Origin of the sequence: Sporosarcina limicola, assembly GCF_014873855.1 — a bacterium.
Taxonomy (GTDB): Bacteria; Bacillota; Bacilli; order Bacillales_A; family Planococcaceae; genus Sporosarcina; species Sporosarcina limicola.
In genome coordinates this window covers 1-23,117 of the sequence record NZ_JADBEL010000020.1, presented here as the reverse complement: position 1 = coordinate 23,117, position 23,117 = coordinate 1, and the positions used below count along the sequence as shown (strand labels likewise).

Annotated in this window: 19 protein-coding genes and 2 pseudogenes; 16 read left to right on the top strand and 5 right to left on the bottom strand. The window is 36.2% G+C overall.

What is annotated here, in order from left to right; translation table 11 throughout:
• Positions 1–5 precede the first annotated feature (5 nt).
• Together cydS and rlmD are read left to right on the top strand one after the other, a co-directional pair.
• On the top strand, positions 6–125 hold the full coding sequence (gene cydS / locus H4683_RS22420) for a cytochrome bd oxidase small subunit CydS family protein (protein WP_420826564.1): 120 nt from the start codon (positions 6–8) through the stop codon (positions 123–125).
• Between the two features lie 755 nt (positions 126–880).
• The gene (rlmD, locus tag H4683_RS15295) at positions 881–2,248 is read left to right on the top strand and encodes a 23S rRNA (uracil(1939)-C(5))-methyltransferase RlmD (RefSeq protein ID WP_192599702.1); all 1,368 of its coding nucleotides are present in this window, start codon (positions 881–883) and stop codon (positions 2,246–2,248) included.
• Here the strand turns inward: rlmD and H4683_RS15290 are convergent.
• Positions 2,209–2,706: a hypothetical protein gene (locus tag H4683_RS15290; RefSeq protein ID WP_192599701.1), complete on the bottom strand. Its 498-nt coding sequence runs from the start codon at positions 2,704–2,706 to the stop codon at positions 2,209–2,211. The genes rlmD and H4683_RS15290 overlap by 40 nt on opposite strands.
• Positions 2,707–2,889: 183 nt before the next feature.
• On the opposite strand from H4683_RS15290, the gene tnpC reads away from it, so the two are divergent.
• Positions 2,890–4,314, top strand: coding sequence for an IS66 family transposase (tnpC, locus tag H4683_RS15285; RefSeq protein ID WP_192599700.1), 1,425 nt, complete (start codon positions 2,890–2,892; stop codon positions 4,312–4,314).
• 14 nt (positions 4,315–4,328) lie between these two features.
• Here the strand turns inward: tnpC and H4683_RS15280 are convergent, their stop codons facing one another.
• Both H4683_RS15280 and H4683_RS15275 read right to left on the bottom strand, forming a co-directional pair.
• Positions 4,329–5,417 (bottom strand): recombinase family protein, encoded by a 1,089-nt coding sequence (locus tag H4683_RS15280; RefSeq protein WP_192599699.1) that lies wholly within the window; start codon positions 5,415–5,417, stop codon positions 4,329–4,331.
• Between the two features lie 158 nt (positions 5,418–5,575).
• Complete coding sequence (locus tag H4683_RS15275; RefSeq protein ID WP_192599698.1) at positions 5,576–5,722, bottom strand: hypothetical protein; 147 nt, start codon at positions 5,720–5,722, stop codon at positions 5,576–5,578.
• A gap of 522 nt (positions 5,723–6,244) precedes the next feature.
• Here H4683_RS15275 and H4683_RS15270 point away from each other — a divergent pair.
• A complete protein-coding gene (locus H4683_RS15270; protein WP_192599697.1) occupies positions 6,245–6,871 on the top strand; it encodes a hypothetical protein in 627 nt (208 codons plus the stop codon).
• Positions 6,872–7,024: 153 nt separating this feature from the next.
• On the opposite strand, the gene H4683_RS15265 is transcribed toward H4683_RS15270, so the two are convergent.
• Positions 7,025–7,996: an IS30 family transposase gene (locus H4683_RS15265; protein WP_192599696.1), complete on the bottom strand. Its 972-nt coding sequence runs from the start codon at positions 7,994–7,996 to the stop codon at positions 7,025–7,027.
• 58 nt (positions 7,997–8,054) lie between these two features.
• Here H4683_RS15265 and H4683_RS15260 point away from each other — a divergent pair, with 58 nt between their 5' ends.
• The 4 genes from H4683_RS15260 (at position 8,055) to H4683_RS15245 (ending at position 14,416) form a co-directional block, all read left to right on the top strand.
• Positions 8,055–8,357: a hypothetical protein gene (locus H4683_RS15260; protein ID WP_192599695.1), complete on the top strand. Its 303-nt coding sequence runs from the start codon at positions 8,055–8,057 to the stop codon at positions 8,355–8,357.
• A 1,727-nt stretch (positions 8,358–10,084) separates the two neighbouring features.
• The gene (locus H4683_RS15255; protein ID WP_192599694.1) at positions 10,085–12,052 is read left to right on the top strand and encodes an SNIPE associated domain-containing protein; all 1,968 of its coding nucleotides are present in this window, start codon (positions 10,085–10,087) and stop codon (positions 12,050–12,052) included.
• 221 nt (positions 12,053–12,273) lie between these two features.
• On the top strand, positions 12,274–13,317 hold the full coding sequence (locus tag H4683_RS15250; protein ID WP_192599693.1) for an HNH endonuclease: 1,044 nt from the start codon (positions 12,274–12,276) through the stop codon (positions 13,315–13,317).
• Positions 13,318–13,636: 319 nt separating this feature from the next.
• Entirely contained in the window at positions 13,637–14,416 is a 780-nt protein-coding gene (locus H4683_RS15245) for a hypothetical protein (protein WP_192599692.1), read from the top strand.
• Between the two features lie 172 nt (positions 14,417–14,588).
• Here H4683_RS15245 and H4683_RS15240 read toward each other — a convergent pair whose 3' ends face one another.
• Positions 14,589–15,041, bottom strand: a complete 453-nt coding sequence (locus H4683_RS15240; RefSeq protein ID WP_192599691.1) for a helix-turn-helix domain-containing protein — start codon at positions 15,039–15,041, stop codon at positions 14,589–14,591.
• Positions 15,042–15,182: 141 nt separating this feature from the next.
• Here H4683_RS15240 and H4683_RS15235 point away from each other — a divergent pair, with 141 nt between their 5' ends.
• From H4683_RS15235 to H4683_RS21480, 8 genes and pseudogenes are all read left to right on the top strand, one after another.
• Positions 15,183–16,244: a hypothetical protein gene (locus H4683_RS15235; protein ID WP_192599690.1), complete on the top strand. Its 1,062-nt coding sequence runs from the start codon at positions 15,183–15,185 to the stop codon at positions 16,242–16,244.
• A 407-nt stretch (positions 16,245–16,651) separates the two neighbouring features.
• The gene (locus H4683_RS15230; RefSeq protein ID WP_192599689.1) at positions 16,652–16,981 is read left to right on the top strand and encodes a transposase; all 330 of its coding nucleotides are present in this window, start codon (positions 16,652–16,654) and stop codon (positions 16,979–16,981) included.
• A gap of 194 nt (positions 16,982–17,175) precedes the next feature.
• Positions 17,176–17,466, top strand: a pseudogene (locus H4683_RS15225) (IS3 family transposase); the annotation flags it as partial.
• On the top strand, positions 17,444–17,875 hold the full coding sequence (locus H4683_RS22220) for a DDE-type integrase/transposase/recombinase (RefSeq protein ID WP_192599739.1): 432 nt from the start codon (positions 17,444–17,446) through the stop codon (positions 17,873–17,875). The pseudogene H4683_RS15225 and the gene H4683_RS22220, both read left to right, overlap by 23 nt.
• A 128-nt stretch (positions 17,876–18,003) precedes the next feature.
• A complete protein-coding gene (locus H4683_RS15215) occupies positions 18,004–20,277 on the top strand; it encodes an AAA family ATPase (protein ID WP_192599688.1) in 2,274 nt (757 codons plus the stop codon).
• The gene (locus H4683_RS15210; RefSeq protein WP_192599687.1) at positions 20,264–21,937 is read left to right on the top strand and encodes a LeoA/HP0731 family dynamin-like GTPase; all 1,674 of its coding nucleotides are present in this window, start codon (positions 20,264–20,266) and stop codon (positions 21,935–21,937) included. Before H4683_RS15215 ends, H4683_RS15210 begins: the two co-directional genes overlap by 14 nt.
• A 25-nt stretch (positions 21,938–21,962) precedes the next feature.
• Positions 21,963–22,280: pseudogene (locus tag H4683_RS15205) on the top strand (Fic family protein); the annotation flags it as partial.
• Positions 22,281–22,393: 113 nt separating this feature from the next.
• Positions 22,394–22,810, top strand: coding sequence for a hypothetical protein (locus tag H4683_RS21480; RefSeq protein WP_225942126.1), 417 nt, complete (start codon positions 22,394–22,396; stop codon positions 22,808–22,810).
• Positions 22,811–23,117: the final 307 nt, after the last annotated feature.

Below are 23,117 nucleotides of genomic sequence, written 5' to 3'. Positions count from 1 at the left end.
GATTCATGACACACTTTCTAATGTTCTACGCACCATTCATCGTACTCATCGGGGGAATCGTTCTGGCGTTTGTCATTGCTCCAATGGATGAGGCAGTGAGGAAACAGATAGAAGATGAAAAATAAGTAGGGAGCAGACGTCGGTAGTGCGTCTGCTCTTTTTTTGATTAAATATGGTGTAAGCGACTAATGTTTCGGTTCAAGCGACCAATCTTCGAACCAAGCGACAGATTCCACTGTTGAAGCGACTAATTTTTGAAACAAGCGACAGATTCCACTATTGAAGCGACTGATTTCTTAATCAAGCGACCAATACCACTGTACAAGCGACTGATCTTTGAACCAAGCGACCAATACAACTGTCGAAGCGACTGATCTTTGAATCAAGCGACCAATTCCATTGCCGAAGCGACTGATCTTTGAACCAAGCAACCATTTCCATAGTAGAAGTGACTGATCTTCGAATCAAGCGACCATTTCCATTGCCGAAGCGACTGATCTTCGAATCAAGCGACCATTTCCACTGCCGAAGCGACTATTCATCGAACCAAGCGACCAATTCCGTTGCCGAAGCGACTAATCTTCGAACCAAGCGACCAATTCCGTTGCCGAAGCGACTAATCTTCGAACCAAGCGACCAATTCCGTTGCCGAAGCGACTAATCTTCGAATCAAGCGACCAATTCCACTGCCGAAGCGACTGATCTTCGAATCAAGCGACCATTTCCATTGCCGAAGCGACTAATCTTTGAACCAAGCGACCAATTCCACTGACCAAGCGACTATTCATCGAAACAAGCAACCTAAATGGACCGCAACACCTTCTTTTTCAGCTCCACCGTGTTACTATAAGACATCGAGAATTATTTGGAGGAAAAAAACATGTCTTTTACTGTTCATAGAAATGAATGTCTTACCGTCTTCGTAGAGGACTTAACACATGATGGCTCAGGTGTCGCAAAAGTTGAAGGGTATCCGCTTTTCATTCCGGGTGCGCTGCCAGGCGAAGAAGTTAAGATACAAGTAGGAAAAACGTTGAAAAACTACGGATTTGCAAGGTTATTGAACGTCATCAAGGCGTCACCAGACCGTGTCAAACCACCTTGCCATGTGTTTTCAGAATGCGGTGGCTGTCAAATGCAACACTTATCCTACGAAGCACAACTCGTACAAAAACGTAAAACGGTCCGCGATGCGCTAGATCGAATCGGCAAACTACCCGATGTACCTGTCCACCCCGTAAAAGGAATGGCCAACCCATGGCGCTATCGCAATAAATCACAAATACCTTTCGGTGAACGCGATGGCGAAGTCGTATCCGGTTTTTATAAATCCCGTACACATGACATCGTCGACACGGACGTCTGCCTCATCCAGAGTCACGAAGCGGATGACTTAATGACGATGTTGAAATATGAACTTCATGCACTTGGCATCGATGCATACGACGAGAAAACACATCTAGGTATGTTGCGTCATCTTATCGTTCGCAAAGGTCATGCAACTGGCGAACTGATGGTTATCCTAGTAACGCGCAAGAAGAAATTCACACAACAAGATGAAGCCATTAAACTCATCAAACGATTCGCTCCAGATGTGACATCCATCATGCAAAACGTCAATACAGAAAAAACAAACGTTATTTTCGGCGATGAAACAATTCTGTTGTACGGCAAACCAGTTATCGTCGATTCAATCGGCAACATCGATTTTGAAATATCCGCAAGATCCTTCTATCAAGTCAATCCAGTACAGACGGAAGTTCTTTACAGACAAGCCCTGGACTATGCTCAATTAACAGGGAGTGAAACAGTCATCGATGCCTACTGCGGTATCGGTACAATTTCATTGTTCATCGCCCAAAAAGCGAAAGAAGTGTACGGCGTAGAAATCGTCCCACAAGCAATTGAAGATGCAAAGCGAAATGCGGAACTGAACGGCATCACAAACACCTATTTTGAAGCAGGTGCCGCAGAAGTCGTCATCCCGAAATGGTATAAGGACGGTAAACGATTCGACGTGCTAGTCGTCGATCCGCCGCGTAAAGGCTGCGACGAAGAACTATTGAAAACAATCTTGGAATATAAACCGAAACGTGTTGTTTATGTATCGTGTAACCCAGCTACACTTGCACGGGATTTGCGTATTCTTGAAGACGGTGGGTATCGCACGCAGGAAGTGCAGCCGGTGGATATGTTCCCGCATAGTAGTCACGTGGAATGTTGTGCGTTTCTAGAATTGAGTAAATAAAGAGCAGGCGTGTCCGAGAATCGATAGTGGATTCTCGGGCTTCTTTCTGCTTTTATTTCGATTTTTTCTATGAAGCGATTCAAAATATCAGAAGTTAATTTCTCGAACGACAACAAATCAATAAGAAGAGATTTGATCAATTTAAGACCTTCAATATCATCATCAGTTGAAAAAGTTTCTTTTATAGAAACAATCTCATCTTGTATTTTGCATTCCTTATTTCTTTTAGACTCAATATAAAGATGATATTCCTCTTTAGTCGTATTACCATCCATATGGAAGTCCATTGCCTTATTTTTTTGTTTTTGTATTCGTTCTAAACGACGCTCAAGTGCCGGGATCTTTTTCTCCAAATTCACGGATTCCTTGTTCATTTCCGCTTCTAGTTGGGAGAATACGTCGTTCTCTTTGAATCCGCTATTCAACTGCTTAAATTCTTGCTGTAATATCTCAATCAAATTGTTTTCTCGCACCCTATGATGACTACATTTCTTTTTCCCGTGCTTATTGAAATTTCCACAAACATATCCCCTACTATTCTTTTTGTGTAACTACTTAGGTACCCAATTTCAAAACTCAAACAAATGAGGTATAATGAATAGATTACCAACATCGAAGATTATGAAAGGGGGATAGCCACTATGCAATACTCTGCTAAGGATATTGAGAAGATCAGTCATGGCAAACCGGCTGACATCGCAACGTTTATTACGACCCTTTTGACGCATATCGAAAAGCTAGAAACCCGTGTAAACGTGTTAGAGCGTCAAGTTGGTTTGACAAGTGCCAACAGTAGTAAGCCCCCTTCAAGTGATGGACTACGCAAGCCAAAAAGTATGCGCAAATCTGGAGGCAAGAAGGGAGCCCCAAAGAATCATGACGGATATACTTTGAACATGGTTGATGAACCAGATGTAATCGAATGGCATCCAGTTCAATCCTGTTCCCATTGTGCGACTTCCCTTGAAGACATTCCAGCTGATGGGTATGTCCGTCGTCAAGTATTCGATTTACCCCTTCCTAAAATTGTAGTTACGGAGCATCGTTTCGAAAAAAAGTGCTGTCCGAACTGCACAAGTAAACAACAAGCTCCTTTCCCAGAAAACGTGAAAGCACCCGTCCAGTATGGCGACAGCTGGGCTGCTTGGTGTGCTTATTTACATACCTTTCAACTACTTCCCCTCGAACGAATCAGCCAGTTTTTTCAAGATATGACGGGTTACCGCCCAAGCGAAGCAACACTTCTTAATCGTTTGGACGCGTTTCACGAAGAGCTTGAACCCATTGAAAAACACATTCAACAGGAAATCATAAAAAGTGACGTTCTTCATTCAGATGAAACCGGTCTGCGTATCGAGGATAAAACACAGTGGCTACACGTGGTAAGCAGTGAAGACTGGACGCTGTATCATGCCCATGAAAAACGCGGACAAGACGCCATCAATGAGCATGGAATACTTTCCAAGTACGAGGGTATTCTTGTTCATGACTTTTGGGCACCCTATTTTACAACCGATTATTCCTATGAACATGCGATGTGTGGAGCCCATCTTCTTCGTGAGTGTCAAGGGATTATGGACCATGACAAGCATCGATGGGCTGCTGATATGCAGAAGTTCCTGCAGGAAACTTGGAGCGAAACGAAAAAAGCTAGAAAATCAGGGATCTTGGTGGATGAATTCAAAATGGCTGAATGGGAAGCCGAGTATGACGCTATTTTGAGTCTGGGTGAAATTGAATGGTTTACAGCCCCCGTCCCCGATGCCCCGCTCAAACGTGGACGAAAGAAAAAGAGTAAAGCCGCTAATCTGGGAGAGCGTTTTCAAAATCACAAAACCGCCATTCTGCGGTTTATTCGAGATGACCGTGTACCTTTTGATAACAGTTTAGCCGAACGTGATGTCCGAAGGATGAAGGTAAAACAAAAGGTATCAGGATCCTTTCGTACAGTCAAAGGTGCAGAAAGATTCGCCCGAATCCGTGGCTTCGTCTCTACTGTTCGAAAGCAGAATCGTGGGGTACTTTCTTCTTTGATAGCAGTCCAATGTGGGAAGTTTACTTTCTAATAAGTAAGACCTACCTAAGTAGTTACCTTTTTGTAATGCATAGCTCTTCCACAATCAGCACAATAAATGATATTTGAAAAGAGTCGGGTATTTGCTTGTGGTCTAATTCTTTTTCGGGATTGTATTATTTTTTGTACAAGATCAAAATCCGTTTGGGAAATAATCGCTTCATGTGTATCCTTAACGATAATCATTTCATCTGGATTTTTAGCAACTCTTTTCCGGGAAGTAATACTAACGCTTTTTGTTCTAGATTGAACAAGACTTCCTGTGTAGTGCGGATTTTCTAAAATAATGCGAATTGAAGATCCATGCCATTCATCGCTCGCATTTTTTCTAGCTTGTTTCATTGAAGGTGTTGGAATGCTTTCGTTATATAAACCACGTGCAATAGCGTCATGTCCGTTACCAGCTAAATATTCACGGTATATTCGTCTAACGATTAGTGGAGTTTCGTCATCGTTAATAAACAACTTCTTATCTTTTACCGTGTATCCATACGGGGGATTCGAACCATTAAATTCTCCGTTTTTAGCTTTCATATCGAGAACTGATTTGATGCGCTCTCCAGTTGTTCGGGATTCGTTTTCATGCATCCAAACATGTAAACCAAACATTTGGGTATTACCGATTAATGTATTGATCGAGTTATCCAAGGAAACCCAATGTAGCTGCTTTTCTGATATTGAATCACGAATAAGGTAGGATAAAGATGAATTTCTGGAGATACGGGATATTTCCTTTGTTAAAAGAACATCAAACTTATTTTCTTTTAAATCATTTAAGAATCTCTTAATTTCATCACGATCCGAATAGCGACCACTTTCGATTTCATAGTAGAAGTCGGAGAGTTCCCAACCGTTTTTTTTGATCGTATCTATATACATTTGCTTCTGATTGACTAAAGAATCCTTTTGTTCGTCTTTGTTTGTTGATACTCGAATAAAAGCTACGCATCTCATGACTTTCTTCTCCTCATCATTGAGCGTGCGTGTATTCACCTTACTCATATCGTAGTCTTCAGTAAATTTATTGTCAATTCCGTATGCCATTCCCATTCCTGAAAGTGGTGTCTCTTCGATTGTTGTAAGTGAGCCAGTCAATATAATCCCCTCCAAATGCGTATGCTATTTGTGATTCAATGGCAAGCATACACAAAGTTTAGAAATTGCAAGTTCTAAATATGTTCGAGCAAGTTTGAGATATTGGTAAACGTCAGTATGGAGTCTGAAAGGTCTTTTTATTAATTAGGGATTTGCTTTTACAAGTCGTTAGTTTGCTCTTTTTTGTTGTGTATGCCTTCTTTGTAGTCTTGCACTAGATTGTTTATCTGATTGGAAATAAACTCCTTAAATAAATCTTCTACCGTACGTTTACTATCTTCTGTAAATACTCTTTCAATCTTCATTATTATTTTCCCCTCCACTAGCTTTTCATGGCAAAAGCTTTATATGGAGTATTGTAGAAAAAAACAAGTATTTTAGGACCGAAATCTGCCGAAGTCTGTTCGAGTCACTTGGCAACGTTGAACACAGTCCTTCATCATTATGTTTTGTGAACTTATGTAAAAAGAGTTGTGAAGGCCTTCGATTATGAGGGCCTTTTTGTTGTTCGACAGTGTAGAACCGTTTTCAGCTAGATGCCGATTGGATTTTAGTTATGATTCAGGATGTCAGTGGACAGGAGAGTAGCAGAATTTGTGCTGTTCATTATTTTTTCATTGTCTTACAAGCTGCATATAAAGTGCTTGGAAGGTAGTTCAACACTAATTTTGTTATGGGCTTAGAAAAGGAGGGATAGCATACGAAAACAACAATCGATTTAGATTCGTTGTCAGAACTAATAAATATAGCTGAGATATAGGAAGGAGAAGACGAACGAAGTCATATACACCAATACCTTTAAGTTAATCAAGAGGAGGAGAAAGTTGATGATTCATACATTCAGGATTATATCTGATTTGGAAGTGCAGCATGTGAACTACATGAAAGAAAAATATAGAATCGAAACATATGAATTATGCGGAAATTTTGGGTCTATTTTCAAAGGTGTTGAGGTATGTATTGCTAAACAGTTATATACCAACAAATTGCATGCAAGTATTGTCGTAGATTTACCAGTTATGCTTAACCGTGGTGAAATAACTAATGCAGATTTTCCATTTGTTACGAAAACATTGGAAAACGTATTCGAGTGTTTTTTTGGTGATAAGAATCTATTTCAAAAGCATCGACTAATGCGCATAGATTACCGCTATGACGTTATTGTTGAGAGTAAGGAGCACAGAGATGCCTATATAGACCTGTTCGAAAAATCTTTACAGAAAAAAGGGCATCTACAAAGAAAGTTAGGACGATTCAATGTTAAACGAGAATTTGTGGAATATGGTACGACAATTGAACACAAAAATAAATCTATCAAATCAATGATTTACGATAAGATGGCTGAAAGGATTATTAAAGGTGAAAAGGTAGAAACATATGAAAAAAATGTTCTTAGATTCGAAGTTGCTTTATTAGTAGATCGACTATACTATGAAAAAAATCAAATGGATTAGTGAGAACGCTGGACAATTACTTTTGCTATTGGTCGTTTGTTTATTATATGAAGATTTATATCTTAGAAACTTATCTCCCACAGGATTTCTATCGCTTTGCAAATGCCGTGAAGGTGATAAATGGAAGTCATCATTCTTTACAAACTTGGTTTGTCAAATTAAGCGAGACAAAATATCTTTATCAACATGTTCGTCCATGTGACTCATGAAACACTCAATGGGCGTCTGGTAATTCAATGATTTTCTAGGTATGTGGTTTCTACGTAAAACAACACTAGAGATATAATCCTGTAAGACAGGACGGAAATCCATTTCTTTGGGTAATCCATTCTTACGTAAAAGTCCGTTAGAATTCTCATTCAAAGCTCTTTGAGAAGGTGTTCCTGGATCAGCGAAATAAATGTCTATATCGTGATTATTACTGATGCTTTTCCAATTGGAAAATTCTTTCCCACAGTCAAAAATAATTGATTTGAATAAGTGTTTCGATAGCTGGTTGAACCATTGATCGAATGCCTCTTCACTATTGATTGCTTTTCTTCCAGCGGTTTTAATGGCGATAATGCACTTGCTTACCCGCTCAACTAGCGTGATGATTGCGCTCTTATGTTGATGCCCGACGATTGTGTCACCTTCGAGATGTCCAAATTCTATTTGATAGTTCGGATGTTCATTGTCTCGATCGAGAATGCTGCGCTTGAAATTTTGTTTCCCTCTTTTTTCTTGATGACCATTTGGTTTGCGTTTGCCCTTCATAGGGAGGATTTCTTTATTGAACACACCCGACTTAAACAATCGATAAAGCGTGCTCGTACTGCAGGAAACAGGCTTTTCTTTTCGACCTATAATGACGTCAGGCGTCCAACCTTGAAGTGCTTTTTCATTGATGTAGTCCACTTCAGAAGCAGGTAATTCGATGTTCTTACGTCCGCAATTTTGTTTATTCTTTTCATACTGAAGGTAAACTTCAAGCACCGTAAAACCATCCCTCAACTGTCTAATGACTCGGTAGATTGTTTCATGACCACGCTTTAATTTTTTAGCTATTTTTCGACCAGAATGACCAAAGGAATGATATTCTTCTATGAATACCAGCTCTGTTTGGGTAAGATGGGTGTAGGACATGTCTGATGCACTCTCCTTTTATTAACTTTCGTAGGTTATAAATTGAGTGTATCACGACATGTCTTTTTTTGGTGTCTCGCTTAATTATACAATCGGCGAAATAAAAAAGAGTTTGGAGAGTTTTATTGGAATGGTAACACGCGGTGACTTAACTACCCCCCAAAGATCTATGAGCCCCAGAACGTTTAGGAATAAGTTAAAGAACTTTAAAGAACTTGAAATGCATCCCATTACTATTCCGGTACGTTGGAAGCATGTACCGGATGTATTGCCTAATCCTCTGGGTACCTTAGATAGTGAAGTAAGTAACTATTTAAATAAAGAAGAATGTGAAAAAGAAATTGAAAAAAGAATAGCCTGAGTTGGATAAGAAAACGAGGAAATATTTGTTGGGGAATTGGAAAAAGTGTGTTGTGCAATAGGAATTGTGCATACTTGCCAAATCAATCGGTTCTAAAATTTCAATTGATTTGGTAAGAATCTGATATCACGGATCAAGCTCCTTCACTTGAATGGGGATTTTGGGTTGGTGTATGAATAGATACACAAGAATATCTTACTAACTATCAAATTCTTACTATCAAAAAATAGTGAAGCTCAAACTTTTTTTTGGAGTATCGGCAAAAGTAAATAGTGGTTATTATTATTAAATCGGTTTTTAAGCGCCTATTGCATACTTTTTCATACCTATTTATCCATTGTTCTATCTGCCTATTAAATCAAGGGTTCAATTGCGCTGATATTTGGATTTATCACAATAATATCAGCAAAAAAGGCTTTAAACGTTGGTTTAAAGCCGTTTATTTGTTTGTAGATTACGGAATCTTATAGGGTTTTCGGTAGATTATAAGAAATGAGAGTAGAAAGTAAATGATATCTTCAAGATAAGTTGGCTCATGTAACTGGAAATGCCTTTTAGTAGCTTCTCAAAAACGATTAAGCAGGAGGAAGGCAGATAAGGATTATGAATCTAAACGGGAGGGGCTAATGAATACATTATGTGATTTTATAAATTTGCCTCGCAAAAAGTGTTTAAGTTAGGAGCTAGTCGACGTGTGCAAAACATGTGACTGAAATGTACATGGATTGTGTATTTGTTGTGTTGCATATACACATCATTTCGGAAAAAATAATTTAAACTTAGTAGTCATCTTTTTTTATCTAGAATATATGTGGCTGATATTCACATATAATGTGCATTTGTTGTGCCTAACATGTGCATACAATGTGGGATTACCAATAATAGTAGTTTGTTTAAGAGGGGGTGTGGAAGTCAAAGATCAAAGGTTTTTAACTATCACAGATATTGCGCTTATTGTCATACATATTGCGTATTATAACTGTAAAAAGGGACAATCGAGTGAAAACTATCACAATTATTTCCTCTCAATGTGCCTAGTTTGATCGAATATGAATTGGTACGATGGCTCGCAACACGTCCTTTTATGCTTGACGACGCGGATGTAACGATTGAAAAAGGATAGACCTAGCGCCTCAAGAGCAATATTTCGGTCTTTATCGTCTGAAATGGTAATTAAGTATATTGTTGATTTCGATAGTAGTCTATTCAAAGAGTATTTTACAGTACGAGATCTTTTGACTGTTAATGCCGTCCAGGAGGAAAATCAAACTGTATTAACTATCACACATATTGCCTTCCAATTAGCCAAGCCTAATTGAACACACAGTAGAACGATAATCCGCAACACCTTCATTTATGCTTGACGACAGAGGTGTAACGATAAAAAGGGTAGACATAGCCCCGCAAGAGCCAGTTTTAAGACCATGTCATCTAAGAAAACTGATTTTAAAAAAGTATCTGTTCGACGTTGAAATCAGAATAGTTTGTTTCGTGCAGTATTCTATGGTCTTATAGGAATTTTGTATTGGGCCTATAGAAAGGCTACATAGTTTGGAAGGGTGGGTTAAATATGCCCGGCGGTGTATAATAGTGAATAATGTGAATTCATTACCTTTTTAGTATCCGCACAATATTGAATTTTGTATAGCTTGGCTACATAGAAGCATTAAAATCACACTAATCAGCATTTATACTTACATTAAAATGAACATTGGGAGGTAATATTTATGTTTGTGAGCAAGAAAAGGTATACAAATTTATTAAATGAGCTTTTGGAATGTAAGTTTGAAAAAGATGCAACAGAAAAAAAGTTGGAAGAATCGACTGCTATTATTAAAGCACTTCAAGAAAAAGAAATTATTCTAGAAGTCCTTACGAAAAAAGAGAAGCAATTAAAAGATTCTGTGGTGAAAAGTGGTGGCTTGAATGATGATTTAATGAATCGTATAGAAGTTGGGACTGAGAAGCTGGATTTACTTATGAAAGAAGTAAGAAATGAGGAGGGAAAGTTAAAGAATTATAGGCAAGCTATTGATGAAGCGGGGGCAAAATATAAATTAGAAAAAGATAATGTAGAAAAGAAATTAGCTGAATCCAATGAGATTATTAAAGTACTCCAAGGAAATGAAAATGTTCTGGAAGCCCTAATGAAAAAAGAGGAACAACTAAAAGATTCTGTAATGAAAAATGGCGACTTGAATGATGATTTAATGAATCGCATAGAAGTTGGGACAGAAAGGCTGGGTTTACTTACAAAAGGGGTAAGTAATGTGGAGAAAAGGTTGGAAGATTACAGGCTAATACTTAATGAAACTGAATCAAAATGTAAAAGTACTCAAGTCGTACAATTGAGCCAGTTGATGAAAATTAGGAGTTACCAACTGGAACTGCAGCAAATTAGTGAAACGGTATTGAAACAATCGAATACGATTCATATGAAGGTCAGGAAAAATGAAATTAAGCTCTCCAACCGATTGACAAAAGAAATAAAAAACAAAAAAACAACGCTGTTAAAGCTTGAAGCAGCCATACGGAATGCTAATAACGAGTATAGTCGAAAGGAATCATTACTCAAAGAAATATCCGAATTAAAGAAAAAAGTGATTTTTATGCGAGAGGAATTACAACTTCAAGAAGTAGGGTTTTACAAAAATGTATTTCACTTTTTCACCACAGAACAATACAAAGAGGAATTAGAATTTAATAATGAAAAACAGAAAGAGATGATCAAAAATAAGAAAGTTGTTTATGAAGGAACTACATGGACAATAAATGGAAGTGAACGGGAGGGACGCAAACTAGCAAATGACAATGTGAAATCTATGATTCGATCGTTTAATATTGATTGTGACAATGCGATTCATAACTTAAGATACTCCAATATAATCGCCACAGAGAAGCGAATAAGGAAGTCATTTGAAACGATAAATAAATTTAACAAGCGTAGCACTTTGAGTATTGAAGACGGATATTTAAGATTGAAATTGGAAGAAATGCAATTGGTGTATGAACGTTTGGAATTTGAGCAGGAAGAAAAAGAAACATTGCGGGTCTTAAAGGAAGAAGAAAGGGAACGAAAGCAAGTTGAGAAAGAGATACAAGAAAAATTCAATGAATTAAATAGCAGGGAAAAAGAGTTAGAAAAACAGTTAAAAGTACTAAATGGCGAATATGCAAAATCAAAAGGCCAAAGTGACCATCTACTACCACAAATTCAAGAAGTTGAAGACAATATTTCTTTAGTTCATAAAAAGCGGGAAGAGGTAAACAATAGGCTGGAAATAGGAAAGTCAGGGTATGTATATGTAATATCTAATATCGGGGCTTTTGGCGAGGATGTATATAAGATAGGCATGACGAGGAGATTGGAGCCGCTAGATCGAATTAGAGAGCTAAGTGCGGCATCAGTACCGTTTGGATACGATATACATGCGATGATATTAACCGATGATGCACCTAGCCTGGAGAATCATTTGCATAATGCCCTTCACGATAATAGAGTTAATATGGTAAATAACAGAAAAGAATTTTTTAATGTAAATATTAATGAAATTAAACAAGAAGTATTTTCGATAATTGGTAAATCGGTAGTTTTTAAAGATTATCCAACAGCTACGCAATATTATGAGACAATGGCGATTAAAAATGCAATGGCAATAGTGAATAAAGAGGCCAGCTCATTATATTATAGATGATGGTGTGGAATAAAAAAACCTGTGCAACATTGAATTCAGAATGGTTTGCTGCACGGGTACGCGAAATTAATTGACTACCAATAAAGAGGGGGGGGGATCTTGCAGAAAATGACTTTTCTTGGATTCCAACCAATTTCAAATGATTACTGAAAGTGAAAATAGGAATAGTGAAATAACTGAATAAATCATATCACTAAGTTTATGTTATAGGAGATAGAAAAATGGAAAAGCATAAATGTATTTATTGTTTACGTACAAAATATGAATCAGAATTTAATAAAGAACATGTTGTACCAAGGATGATGGGGACATATCAGGATGCGTTTGTTCTGAGCAATTTCCAAGTCTGCCAGGAATGTAATTCTTATTTTAGTAGACAGATAGAAGATAAAATTGCACTTGATTCCTATGAGGGTTTCCTACGTATGCAATTTCGCGATAAACCAATGTCGGATGGTCGAAGATTGACTGATAGTAGAATTCGAATAATTGGAAACGAAGGTGTATTTAAGGGTCTCCCATTTTATGTGCTTACAGATACGAGTAACCCCTATCGTATCCGCTTTGAAGTTGAACCAATGGTAGGTATAATTAGTTCACTTGAAGCAAATGAATACATCTATTATACACTTGAAAATTTACCTGATGCCACAAAAGAAGTGAAAAGTAGGCTGAAGAAGGCGGAACAACCAATTATTAACACAGGGATTGATAGGGAACTTTTAGAGCGGGAACTAGAAGAAAAGGGATATCTTATTGGAAAGTATAATTACTTTGAGAAGTCAATTACAGACTTCTATAAAGAACCCGAATTTATGACGATAATTGAAATGAAAATTGATTCCTTCATGCGTAGGGTATGTGCTAAAACTGTTTTCAATTATTTGTGTCATTCGAGAGGTAAAGAATTTGTGCTTGATTCTAGTTTTGATTTGATTCGTGAGTATATTAGGTACGGTCAGTGGTCAGAAGAGCTTTGGTTTCGGTATTCTAAAGGTCCAGTATCATCAGTGGAAATGCCAAATGAAACTGCACATGTTGTCGGGTATATGTGGTATCCAGAGAATGACCAATGGATATTATGCGGTAGCCTTACTTGGTTTGGCGACATCACATACATTTTTAAATTAGGAATATCAAACCAAAAAGTGCAACAGCTGAACACGTTAAATTCCACAACAATGGCTTGTTTTAATAATGTTGACCGAACAATAATAGAGGATGATGCCGTTCACATATACGGTGGTAGGCCAGATGAAATCTAAGTCGACATGTACCCTATATGGTAAGGGGCGAAAATTGTATAAAAACATCAATTCTATCCACTTAAGCCATATTGAGACGGTCTGTTTGATGTCAAGGGTGTAGAAATAAAGGGCTTAAAATCCCAGTATTACTGAGGTTTTGAGGATTTAGATGGTTGATATGTTTCTGCTTACTGCTTGCAGATTTAATTCTGGTGGAACATATCAAAGCTGACTATCTGTATAGTTTAGGCTGTGGATTGGATGGCAGGTATGTTGTGACTGTGAATTGGCTGTCACAGGGTAAGTGGGCAAGATGGATATTTAGGGAGGGATTAATATGGAAATAGAAAGTATAACGGTAGAAGATATTGTGACAACACATAATAACATTAATTTGATACCAATAATTAATCCTTCATTAAACGTATTAGCAATTGACGCTATTGAATTAATGCTTAATTATAGAATACAAAATACGATAGAGGTAGATTCATGTACGATTATTAAGGACTGTTACATGTTGCGCTACGGGAAACATATTCCTGATAAAGCGGATACCATATTAAATGCACTGAACCCGTTAAAAGCCTTTTGTATTTTTAGACTTAAAAAAATTGGAGGTACTGTATATCCATTTTGCAAGAATGGTAATGGGTGGATAATCAGACATGACATATTAAAAGTTATGTTAGATAATTTGAAAACAATATTTGATGGGTATGATGAATTAAAAGTAAAGTTTAATAGATTTTCTGACTTAATGTATTGTTTTGCCAATCTTATGCCAGCACCTAAGGGATATAATGCATATACAGATTCAGAAGGTAATCATATATTTGGGAAAGGAACCTATAAAGAAAACAATGATTACCCATGGTTCTATTTAAAAAATTTGCAAAATGGAAGAGACTCTGAAATGTTGTTATGGCTTAATAACAATATGGACAAATATCATTTACAGGAGGCATTCCATTTACGACCACCATTTTCAGGGCCGAATGAATATTATGATGATAATAAATATGATAAATTAATGGAATACCTTGATAATGCTATTCAAGTAATAGAAAATCGGGCTAAATGGTTGTTTGAAGGAAGAACAAATGCCAGAAAGTGATTTTGAAAAAAATGAGTACTATTATAAAGCGTAGGCCTCACGTTGTCATTCTTGGAGCAGGCTCAAGTTGTGCAGCCATTCCAAACGGTGACAAAAATAGTAAGAAGATATCCGCTATGAGTGGATTCATTGACAAATTGGGTTTGTCGAGTACGCTTTTAAAAGTGAGAATTTAAAAAAAACGAATGATCTTGGAGGTATATATGGAAATTGATGAGCGGAAGTTTGGGTGACTGGTACCACAACGAAGGGTTTTGGTGGACACCATAGGCTTGTCTTTCCAATCGTTTTGTTGTTTCGAAAATCCAACCACTGCATTAGGTGACCAGCCTTGATTCATGATCTTTCCGCAATTTACTTTTGGCACCACAAATTTTCTATTCTGTTCATACACAGCCTGTCCTGTCTCGGGGAAGTAGGCTGTGTAAGGATTTCTGCCAGTCTTGAGTTGTGTCGTCGTTCCACACTTAAGTTCATTTGCAATCGCTTGGTGAGCGCGCCCCAAGCGTCTAGCGATTCCCCGATTAGAATGTCCTTCTTTATGCAGCGCAGAAATCATTCCACGCTCAAAAGAAGTGAGGTGTTTAAAATTACGTTTTTGTACGGTATTCTGTAGGTGCGCCATTATAAAACTTCCTCTCATTGTTAGTCTACTAATTTCAATGATACACGAAATTTTATAACGGCATTTTTTTGACTGAATTTAGGTGGCTAAGTTGATTATACAACTAGCCTAAATTTTAAATATAGAAAAGCGGGTGAGATTATGGGTGGGCGTGAAGGAGCTAGGGGTTATCTATTCCAGGCAGTTGTGGCGGTACTCTCTTCTTTAACAGAATCTACTTGGGAGAAAGTTACACTTGAACCGTCAGAGAGTCATGAGAAAGTAGATATTTTATGGGAGTATTCTAATGGGGACCGAAAAGTTACACAAGTAAAATCCAGTATTAATAATTTTAGTGAAAAGATAATTTCTGATTTATTAAAGGAGTTAATTAAAGACGAGCCCTCAGCAGAAACATATGAATTGATTTTAGTAGGACAACTCTCTCAAGGTGGTAAGAAATTTAAGAGGCAATTAGACAATTCTATTTTCTCGGTGGATAGTGAATTTCAGAAATATTCAGGTAGAATAAATATTGAAATAGAAGATTTTTCGATCCATTCCCTTGAATCGAAGATATATATAGAACTGGAAAAGATATTATTTAGTATCAATCCACTATTATCACCTGAAATAAAGCGTTTAAAGGTTCAAGCATTAATTTACCAGTTTATTAGTTATTCTACAAAGGGAAAAACATTTTCAAGGAAAGACTTACTTGGATGGTTTCCTAATCAAGAAAGTCTGAATCTTTCGGGTGTTGATTCCAAAACATTAAATCTATATGCCTTTTCACAAATAGAAAGATTCTTCGAGGTTCCAATAAAGGAACAGCTCAAAATAATCTTGCAGTTAGAAAAAGTAATGGGAATTCTAGTTCAGAGAACAAGAAAAGAAAGAGATATAAATCCTTATGATTTATTATATGAAAATAATTACTTTTCGTTTGTGAAGATTGACGATAGTCAGACTGTTAATTTCACTACTAAATTAAATGAAAATACAATTTTCATACCAAAGGGAGTAAATTGTATAAGCGAACTAATTCTAGCAATGTTTAAATTGCTTGATTATGAGAATAAAAAAGATAAAGAAGTTATGATTGAAGAATTTAATAATAGATATTCCAAAAGTGATATAGTTTGTGAAATGATATGCGGAAATAATGTTCGTGCTTTCCTCAAAAAGGAGTGGATAAATTTGCCGCTCCAGGAAGTGTGGTAAGTTCCTTTAACATCAATGGTAAGTTTAATTAAATCTCTAAACTTTAATTCTTTAAATTTATTTCTTTATCTTTCTCATCTTCAGGCGTTCGGTTATTATAGATTCTCCTTATCTCTGTTAGTTGTATTTTACAAGACCTTAATTTTATTGTCTAACTTAGTGCAACCTGCCCAGTTTGAATCAATGAATTAAATTTTGAGTATTAAGTTCTAAAGCGATTCTAAATTGTTTTAGAGTAGGGTACTCTTTATTTCATTCTAAAAACCATTTATCTTTTGAGATATCATACATTCAATCTCGAACATTCAAACATTAGGTAACTGTGGTCGACCCCCTTATAATGGACATAAAGCGGGTATAGTATTGTACCAGTATTATTTTATAATTCATTAAAAGGGGATGACAACATGGTTTACAGACCACGTAGGAAACGAAATATTAATACATCACCTGAAAATAAAATAAAAGCGGTAGAGCGTATTTTGGAAGAAAACATACCCACAAAACAAATGGCAGAAAAGATGGACGTTAGCCAAACAAGTATTCAACAATGGGTCAGACAATATAAAGATTTTGGTCCGGCTTATTTTCTAGAAAAAGATACGCATAATAGCGAAATGACTATGGTGGATATAGAAGAATTAGTACGTTTAAAAGCCATTGAAAAAGCTTATAAAGAACAACAGATTCAGGTGGAAATCTTAAAAAAGTTCCAAACCTTTCTCAAACAGAAGTAAAATCTGTGTACTTTGAAGCAATGACAAGTTTGAGAAAGGAATATACGGTGGAACTATTAGCTAGAGCGTTTAATGTGTCACCTAGCGGTTACTACGCTTATTATGGGGCGCTCCCAAAAAGGCCCTTCTGAACGCGATTGGCGTGATAAAAAGATGATCCAATCGCTTTATGATGAGTAAGTGGAACGTATGGAGTAAAACGAATTGCGGGTACGTTAAAAGAACAAAATGGCTATGTGATTAACCATAAACGGGTAGCCCGCTTAATGCGTGAGATGAGTTTAGCTGCAAAAGTGAGAAAGAAAAAATCGTCCACAGAGAAGAAAAAAATTGCCGCTGGCTATATTTATCCGAACCTGTTAAATCGTAATTTTAATGCGTTTTTCCCGAATCATAAATGGGTAATGGATGTCACTGAAATTACATTTTGTGATACAAAAATCTATGTATCTGCTTTAATGGATCTCTTTAATCGATCTCTTTAATCGAGAACCTATTGGTTTTCAAGTTAGCTTCCATTCCGATACAACTATGATGGAAGCCACTATTCGCCAAGCCATGGAAGCACGTCAACTCACAGACTTAAGTCAGGTAATCATCCATACAGATCAAGGGAATGTGTATCGTTCTTATCGCTATCATCAGCTTTCGAAGGTATTGGGATTTATTCCAAGTATGTCGCGTAAAGCAAATTGTCATGATAACGCTATGATTGAATGCTTTTTCTCTCATTTAAAAGTCGAGTTTTCACTTCTATTCCCTATGCTTTCGGTTGAGCAGCTGATGGAAGATTTACCAAAATACGCAACATTTTACGCAAAAAAACGTAGCCAGAAAAGACTTGGGTTTTTATCACCGTCATCTTTTCTAACTACGTATTTTAAAAGTGCTTAGTGGCACAATTTAAGCATTTATTTCGTGTCTATTTTCATGGGGCTTGACCACTGTCACCATAAAGTTAAGATATAGTTTAGATGGTATAATACAGATAACTGACACATCAATACAAGAAGGATGATTATATGGGGAAAACTAATATTTTACCACAAACTATTTATCCCAAAGTAATAGGTAAAGTTGAAAAATTACTTATAACTCTTGAAAGTGAAAGTACAGATTCAGAAATAATAGAACACCAAAAACAGGCTAAAAACAAGCTGAATTCACTTCATCAAAATCTGCAAGAAACACTTCAATCACTCGAAAAGAATGCGGAGTGGGATGTATTTACGATTGCTTTTTATGGGGAAACTAATGCTGGGAAATCAACCTTGATTGAGACCTTGCGCATTTTATTAAATGAAAAAACGAAATTACAGGAACGGGCCAATTATGTAGTGGCACTTGATGAATATAGGCAAAAAGAGTTGAAAATTGCTGATTTACAGAACAAGCTAGATGAACTTGAAATTTTTAATGAAAATAAAATTCAAACGTATGAGAACATCATACAAGATATATTATCGAGAAAAAATGTGCTTGAAACTTCTTTGGAAAAAAAGAAAAGTAGTGTAAATAAATTAAATTACGAAATTTTACAGAAAGTTATTTATAGCTTAGGTGGTTTTCTAAAAAGTATTGTCCACCAGTTAGATGAACAAAAAGAATTGAATATGATAGAATTACTAATTTTCGAATTAGAACAGCAAGCTGTACAACTTGAGAAAGCCATTCTTAAGAATCAAGAGAATATGGAAGGCATCGAGTCAGAATATAAAAATGATAAGAAATACCTCGAAAGTAAAATACCACCTTTGAATGAACAGTTAGCTAAACTTGATACAAAACTAATAGAAAATAGTGATGGTAATATTGTCGGTGATGGTCGCTCCGATTATACTCGAAATGTTGGCGAATATAGGTTTAATGTAGACAGTTTACAATTTTGTATTTTGGATTTACCAGGAATAGAAGGGAAAGAAGGGGTTGTTCAAAAAGAGATTGATGCTGCTGTCGAAAAAGCACATGTTGTTTTTTATGTTAGTGGAAAGGCAACGCCACCGCAAAAAGGTAATGATGAAAGTCTGGGAACGATAGAAAAAATTGGGGAACAATTAAAAAAGCAATCTGAAGTATATTTTGTTTACAATAAACGAGTGAAGAACCCGAGGCAATTATTGAAAGCATTAATTTCTGTTGATGAATCTGAAAGTTTAGATATAGTTGATCAAAAGATGCAAGATACGCTCGGTGAACAATATACGAAGCACATATCATTAAGTGCTTATCCAGCTTTCATTTCGGTTGGGAACTATTGGGGATCTAGTTTTGAAAAATCAAAAATGAAATTTATTGATGCATTTGATTCCTCAGAAATCTTGTTGGAGAAGAGCAAAGTCACCGCCTTTTCAAAATGGATGACCTCACAATTAGTTAGTAATGTTAAGGATAAGATAGTTAAGTCTAATTTCAGAAAAATTGCTCTCTCACTGAGTGAAACGCGGGAGAATATAAAAGAAGTCTCAGAAAGCATCAATCATTTAGAGAAAAGGTTAAAAAGAACTCTAAAAGATAGTTCCTACCAATTAGATGAGACTGGGGAAATATTTCACCAAAATCTACTCAATTCCATTAATAAATCAATAAATAGCTTTAAAAGTAGATTGAGAGAGAAAGTATATTCGGATATAGATGATAAAATTAAAACTGAAGAATTTACAGAGAAATTAAAAGTGGGAACTGAGGAAGAGACTAAGAAATTAGTCGAAAGCTTTCATAAGGAAGTTAATAAGATTAACAAGGAATTTCAAACTGATATATCAGAGATTGTTAAAAAATACGAACGATATGTTGATGAATTAGTAGAATCCTATTCAGATACAGTTGATTTTAACTTTGAATTTAATCCGGAAATTAATATTAAAAGTAACGTAAATAAGGTTGGAGCAGTAACTTCAATCATAGGTGATATTATAGGCGTAGTTTTTCTTGCAATTAATATTACAAATCCTCTAGGGTGGGTGGTACTTGCAATATCTATTCTCGGAGGGATGGTGAGTGTTGGAAAAAAAGTTATAGCCTACTTTGATAGCGACTACCATAAATCACAGCAAAGAAAAAGTGCAGATGAAAATATTGAAAAATTTGCAAGTGGACTAAGAGAGGAATTAGAAAAACAAATGGAAAATATAATAAACTCTGTAAAAGAAGGAGTAAGTAATATTAAAAATGAAATAGAAAAATCGGTTAGCCAAGTTGTAGTGATGGCTGAAGTTTTTAAAGAAGTTGAGGATGAACTTAAATTAATCGCAATAGATGTTGAACGGGAAGGGGAGCTCATGTATGGAAACGATTGATTATTTCAAACAACAACAAACAAAGACAATTGAAATACTGGAAAGACTACTAGGCTTTTTAAAGGACGGACAGAAATTTGGTATTGTACCCAGCGAAGAAATCACAAATAAAATAGAAGTAGGAATCAATAAAATAACAAGTGAAAAACTCAAAGTAGCTTTGGTTGGTGGGTTTTCTGAAGGGAAAACATCGATTGCAGCAGCTTGGTCGGAAAATTACGATACTTCAACGATGAAAATTAGTCAATCAGAGTCAACAGATGAAGTAAATATTTATGAAATGGATGATTTCGAGCTAATTGACACTCCTGGATTATTTGGTTTTAAAGAGACAGAGGAACAAGAAAAATATAATGATATCACAAAAAAATATGTGAGCGAAGCAAACCTAGTACTTTATGTGATGAATCCTAATAATCCAATTAAGGAGAGTCATAAAGATGATTTGATTTGGTTATTTAAGGACTTGGATCTTCTGTCTCGAACAGTTTTTGTTATAAGTAGATTTGATGAGGAAGCGGATATCGAAGATGAGGATGATTTCAATGAAAGATTCTATACAAAGCGTGAAAATATATTAACAAGGTTACATGGTTTTGGAATCATTCAAGCGGATCAGGAAGTTTCAATAGTCGCTGTTTCAGCTGATCCGTTTGGAGAAGGAATTGATTATTGGTTATCTAAACTCACCGAATATAAGGGAATATCACGTATTGGTGATTTGCAATCAGCAACAACTCAAAAAATAAAGGAATTTGGCGGTAGAAATACTTTGGTGGTTGCATCACAACAAAGTATTGTTAGGGACGTTATTATACGTGAAATGCCGGTGGCGCAAGACCGAGTTGCTAAAGCAATAGAAGAAATGAAGAAATTTAAGCGTGCTTGTTTGGATATACAAAAAGAACTTGATAGATCCGAAAGACAAATTAGTAAAGTTCGTATTGATTTAAGAGACTTTATGACAGAATATTTTTCCGACTTGATTCTTCAAGTGAACGGGACTGATTTAGATACAATAGAAGCCTTCTTCGAACGAAATATTGGTGAAGGGGGAGTGGTGTTAGATACCAACATTCAAAATGAATTTGAACGTCAACTAGGAAAAATGGTTCGAGAAATCTCACAAGTGGAGATGAGTTTTAATGCTAGTATTGAGCATTACAATCATATCGTTGGTGATATGGCGTTAAATGGCATAAAAGTCGGTGGTGAATTTCTTAAAAAAGGTGGTGTTAAAGTGACAAATTCTAATGTGCTTGCTGCGAGAGATTTGTTGATGCCATCTATGAAATTTAAGCCTTGGGGAGCAGTTAAATATGCTGATAAATTATCAAAAGGATTTGCAATATTTGGTGCAGTGTTAGGAGTAGGAATAGAAGCTTGGGATAGCTGGAATGAAATGAAGAAGAAAAAGCAATTTCAAAATGTAGTTGAAGGGATTGTTCGAAACTTCAACAAGCAACGTCAAGAATATCTTGGTTTCATCAATGATAACGAGAAATTTATCGAGCAACTCTTCCCCAATTATATTGAATTAATTAATCGTGTAGCTGAAATGAAGGGGGAAGTGGACAAGAGGGCAGATTTTCAAAGAGAATTTAAAGAGTGGAAGCATCAAGGCGAGATTATCGAAGCTGACTTTAAATTTCTTTTCTAACAGGATTTAGACACCTGCAAAAGTTAGCAGTGAAATGAAACAACTTCTTGCTGACTATCATGCAAAAGCTACAATCACCATTGGGGATATTATTGATTTTCATTATCAATTTGAGCGCATACACCCCTTTCAGGACGGAAATGGACGGGTGGGACGAATCATTATGTTTAAAGAGTGCCTAAAGAACAACGTCCTCCCATTTATTATTGACCATGAGTATAAGCTATTTTATTATCGTGGCCTTAAAGAATATAAATCGGAAAAAGGATTCTTGATAGATACTTGTTTATCTTCGCAGGATCGGTACGAGAGGATGGTATCTTACTTTGATCCGGAAATATAGCACAATAATTTTTGAATGGATTCCAAATAAAGGAGTTCGTTCTTTTTTATTGAATATGTTTTATAAGGACTGTGTAGATTTTTTATTTTCAATTAAGGTGGGAGGCGAAAAACATGGGGAGATATACAGATGATGAAATAAGGTCTTTCCCAAAAATCACATGCAAAATAGCAGCAGATTATTTAGGGATATCGCCAATGGCTGTTAGTATTGGAATGAGAAATGAGCTTCTACCAATTGGATTTGCCATAAAAAATGAAGATAGGTTTTCTGAGAGTTGGAGTTATCAGATTATTGATGAGCGGCATGAGAAAGTATATAGAATTAGAGCGTATATCAAGGCGGTTGAAAATACTCCTGGCCAAAACGCCGTTAATGATGATACTTCAGCATGGATTGACTGGGCTAAGGGGAAGGCTGACTGGTATGATCCAATTGTAGCTCGAGAAGATGTGTTGTTAGGTTGTAGGGAGCATGAAAAAAGCGAAGAGCAAAAGTTATTAAAGAAGAGTGGTCGTCATTTGTGGTAAAAAGACTTGTTAAAATTCGGACAGACATCTCAATTGGATAAGAATCCTCATAAATACAAAAAACTCATGTACCAATCGATATGAGTTGAACGTTAATCTAAATTCTAACGCAAGGCTTTGTGGTACTTTAAGTATCCGAAAGATCTGAATCTTTTAATCATCTATGTTGTAGTTTATTTTAATGATTGATACACTATAGATATGATAAATGACTCAACTTTCGCACACTGAAATCGGCAAATAAGCCTTGATATAACTGGGTAAACCGGCCATCCATTGCTGTAGTTGATTTTCGACTAGTTTTTTG

What these genes read in the sequence shown, in the direction of transcription:
- H4683_RS21480 (WP_225942126.1), top strand. Translation starts at nt 22,394, where the DNA reads ATGGGGAGATATACAGATGATGAAATAAGGTCTTTCCCAAAAATCACA.
- H4683_RS15245 (WP_192599692.1), top strand. Translation starts at nt 13,637, where the DNA reads ATGGAAATAGAAAGTATAACGGTAGAAGATATTGTGACAACACATAAT.
- H4683_RS15265 (WP_192599696.1), bottom strand. Translation starts at nt 7,996, where the DNA reads ATGTCCTACACCCATCTTACCCAAACAGAGCTGGTATTCATAGAAGAA.
- tnpC (WP_192599700.1), top strand. Translation starts at nt 2,890, where the DNA reads ATGCAATACTCTGCTAAGGATATTGAGAAGATCAGTCATGGCAAACCG.
- H4683_RS15250 (WP_192599693.1), top strand. Translation starts at nt 12,274, where the DNA reads ATGGAAAAGCATAAATGTATTTATTGTTTACGTACAAAATATGAATCA.
- H4683_RS15260 (WP_192599695.1), top strand. Translation starts at nt 8,055, where the DNA reads ATGTCTTTTTTTGGTGTCTCGCTTAATTATACAATCGGCGAAATAAAA.
- H4683_RS15270 (WP_192599697.1), top strand. Translation starts at nt 6,245, where the DNA reads ATGATTCATACATTCAGGATTATATCTGATTTGGAAGTGCAGCATGTG.
- H4683_RS15235 (WP_192599690.1), top strand. Translation starts at nt 15,183, where the DNA reads ATGGGTGGGCGTGAAGGAGCTAGGGGTTATCTATTCCAGGCAGTTGTG.
- H4683_RS15215 (WP_192599688.1), top strand. Translation starts at nt 18,004, where the DNA reads ATGGGGAAAACTAATATTTTACCACAAACTATTTATCCCAAAGTAATA.
- H4683_RS15230 (WP_192599689.1), top strand. Translation starts at nt 16,652, where the DNA reads ATGGTTTACAGACCACGTAGGAAACGAAATATTAATACATCACCTGAA.
- H4683_RS15240 (WP_192599691.1), bottom strand. Translation starts at nt 15,041, where the DNA reads ATGGCGCACCTACAGAATACCGTACAAAAACGTAATTTTAAACACCTC.
- cydS (WP_420826564.1), top strand. Translation starts at nt 6, where the DNA reads ATGACACACTTTCTAATGTTCTACGCACCATTCATCGTACTCATCGGG.
- H4683_RS15210 (WP_192599687.1), top strand. Translation starts at nt 20,264, where the DNA reads ATGGAAACGATTGATTATTTCAAACAACAACAAACAAAGACAATTGAA.
- H4683_RS15255 (WP_192599694.1), top strand. Translation starts at nt 10,085, where the DNA reads ATGTTTGTGAGCAAGAAAAGGTATACAAATTTATTAAATGAGCTTTTG.
- rlmD (WP_192599702.1), top strand. Translation starts at nt 881, where the DNA reads ATGTCTTTTACTGTTCATAGAAATGAATGTCTTACCGTCTTCGTAGAG.
- H4683_RS15275 (WP_192599698.1), bottom strand. Translation starts at nt 5,722, where the DNA reads ATGAAGATTGAAAGAGTATTTACAGAAGATAGTAAACGTACGGTAGAA.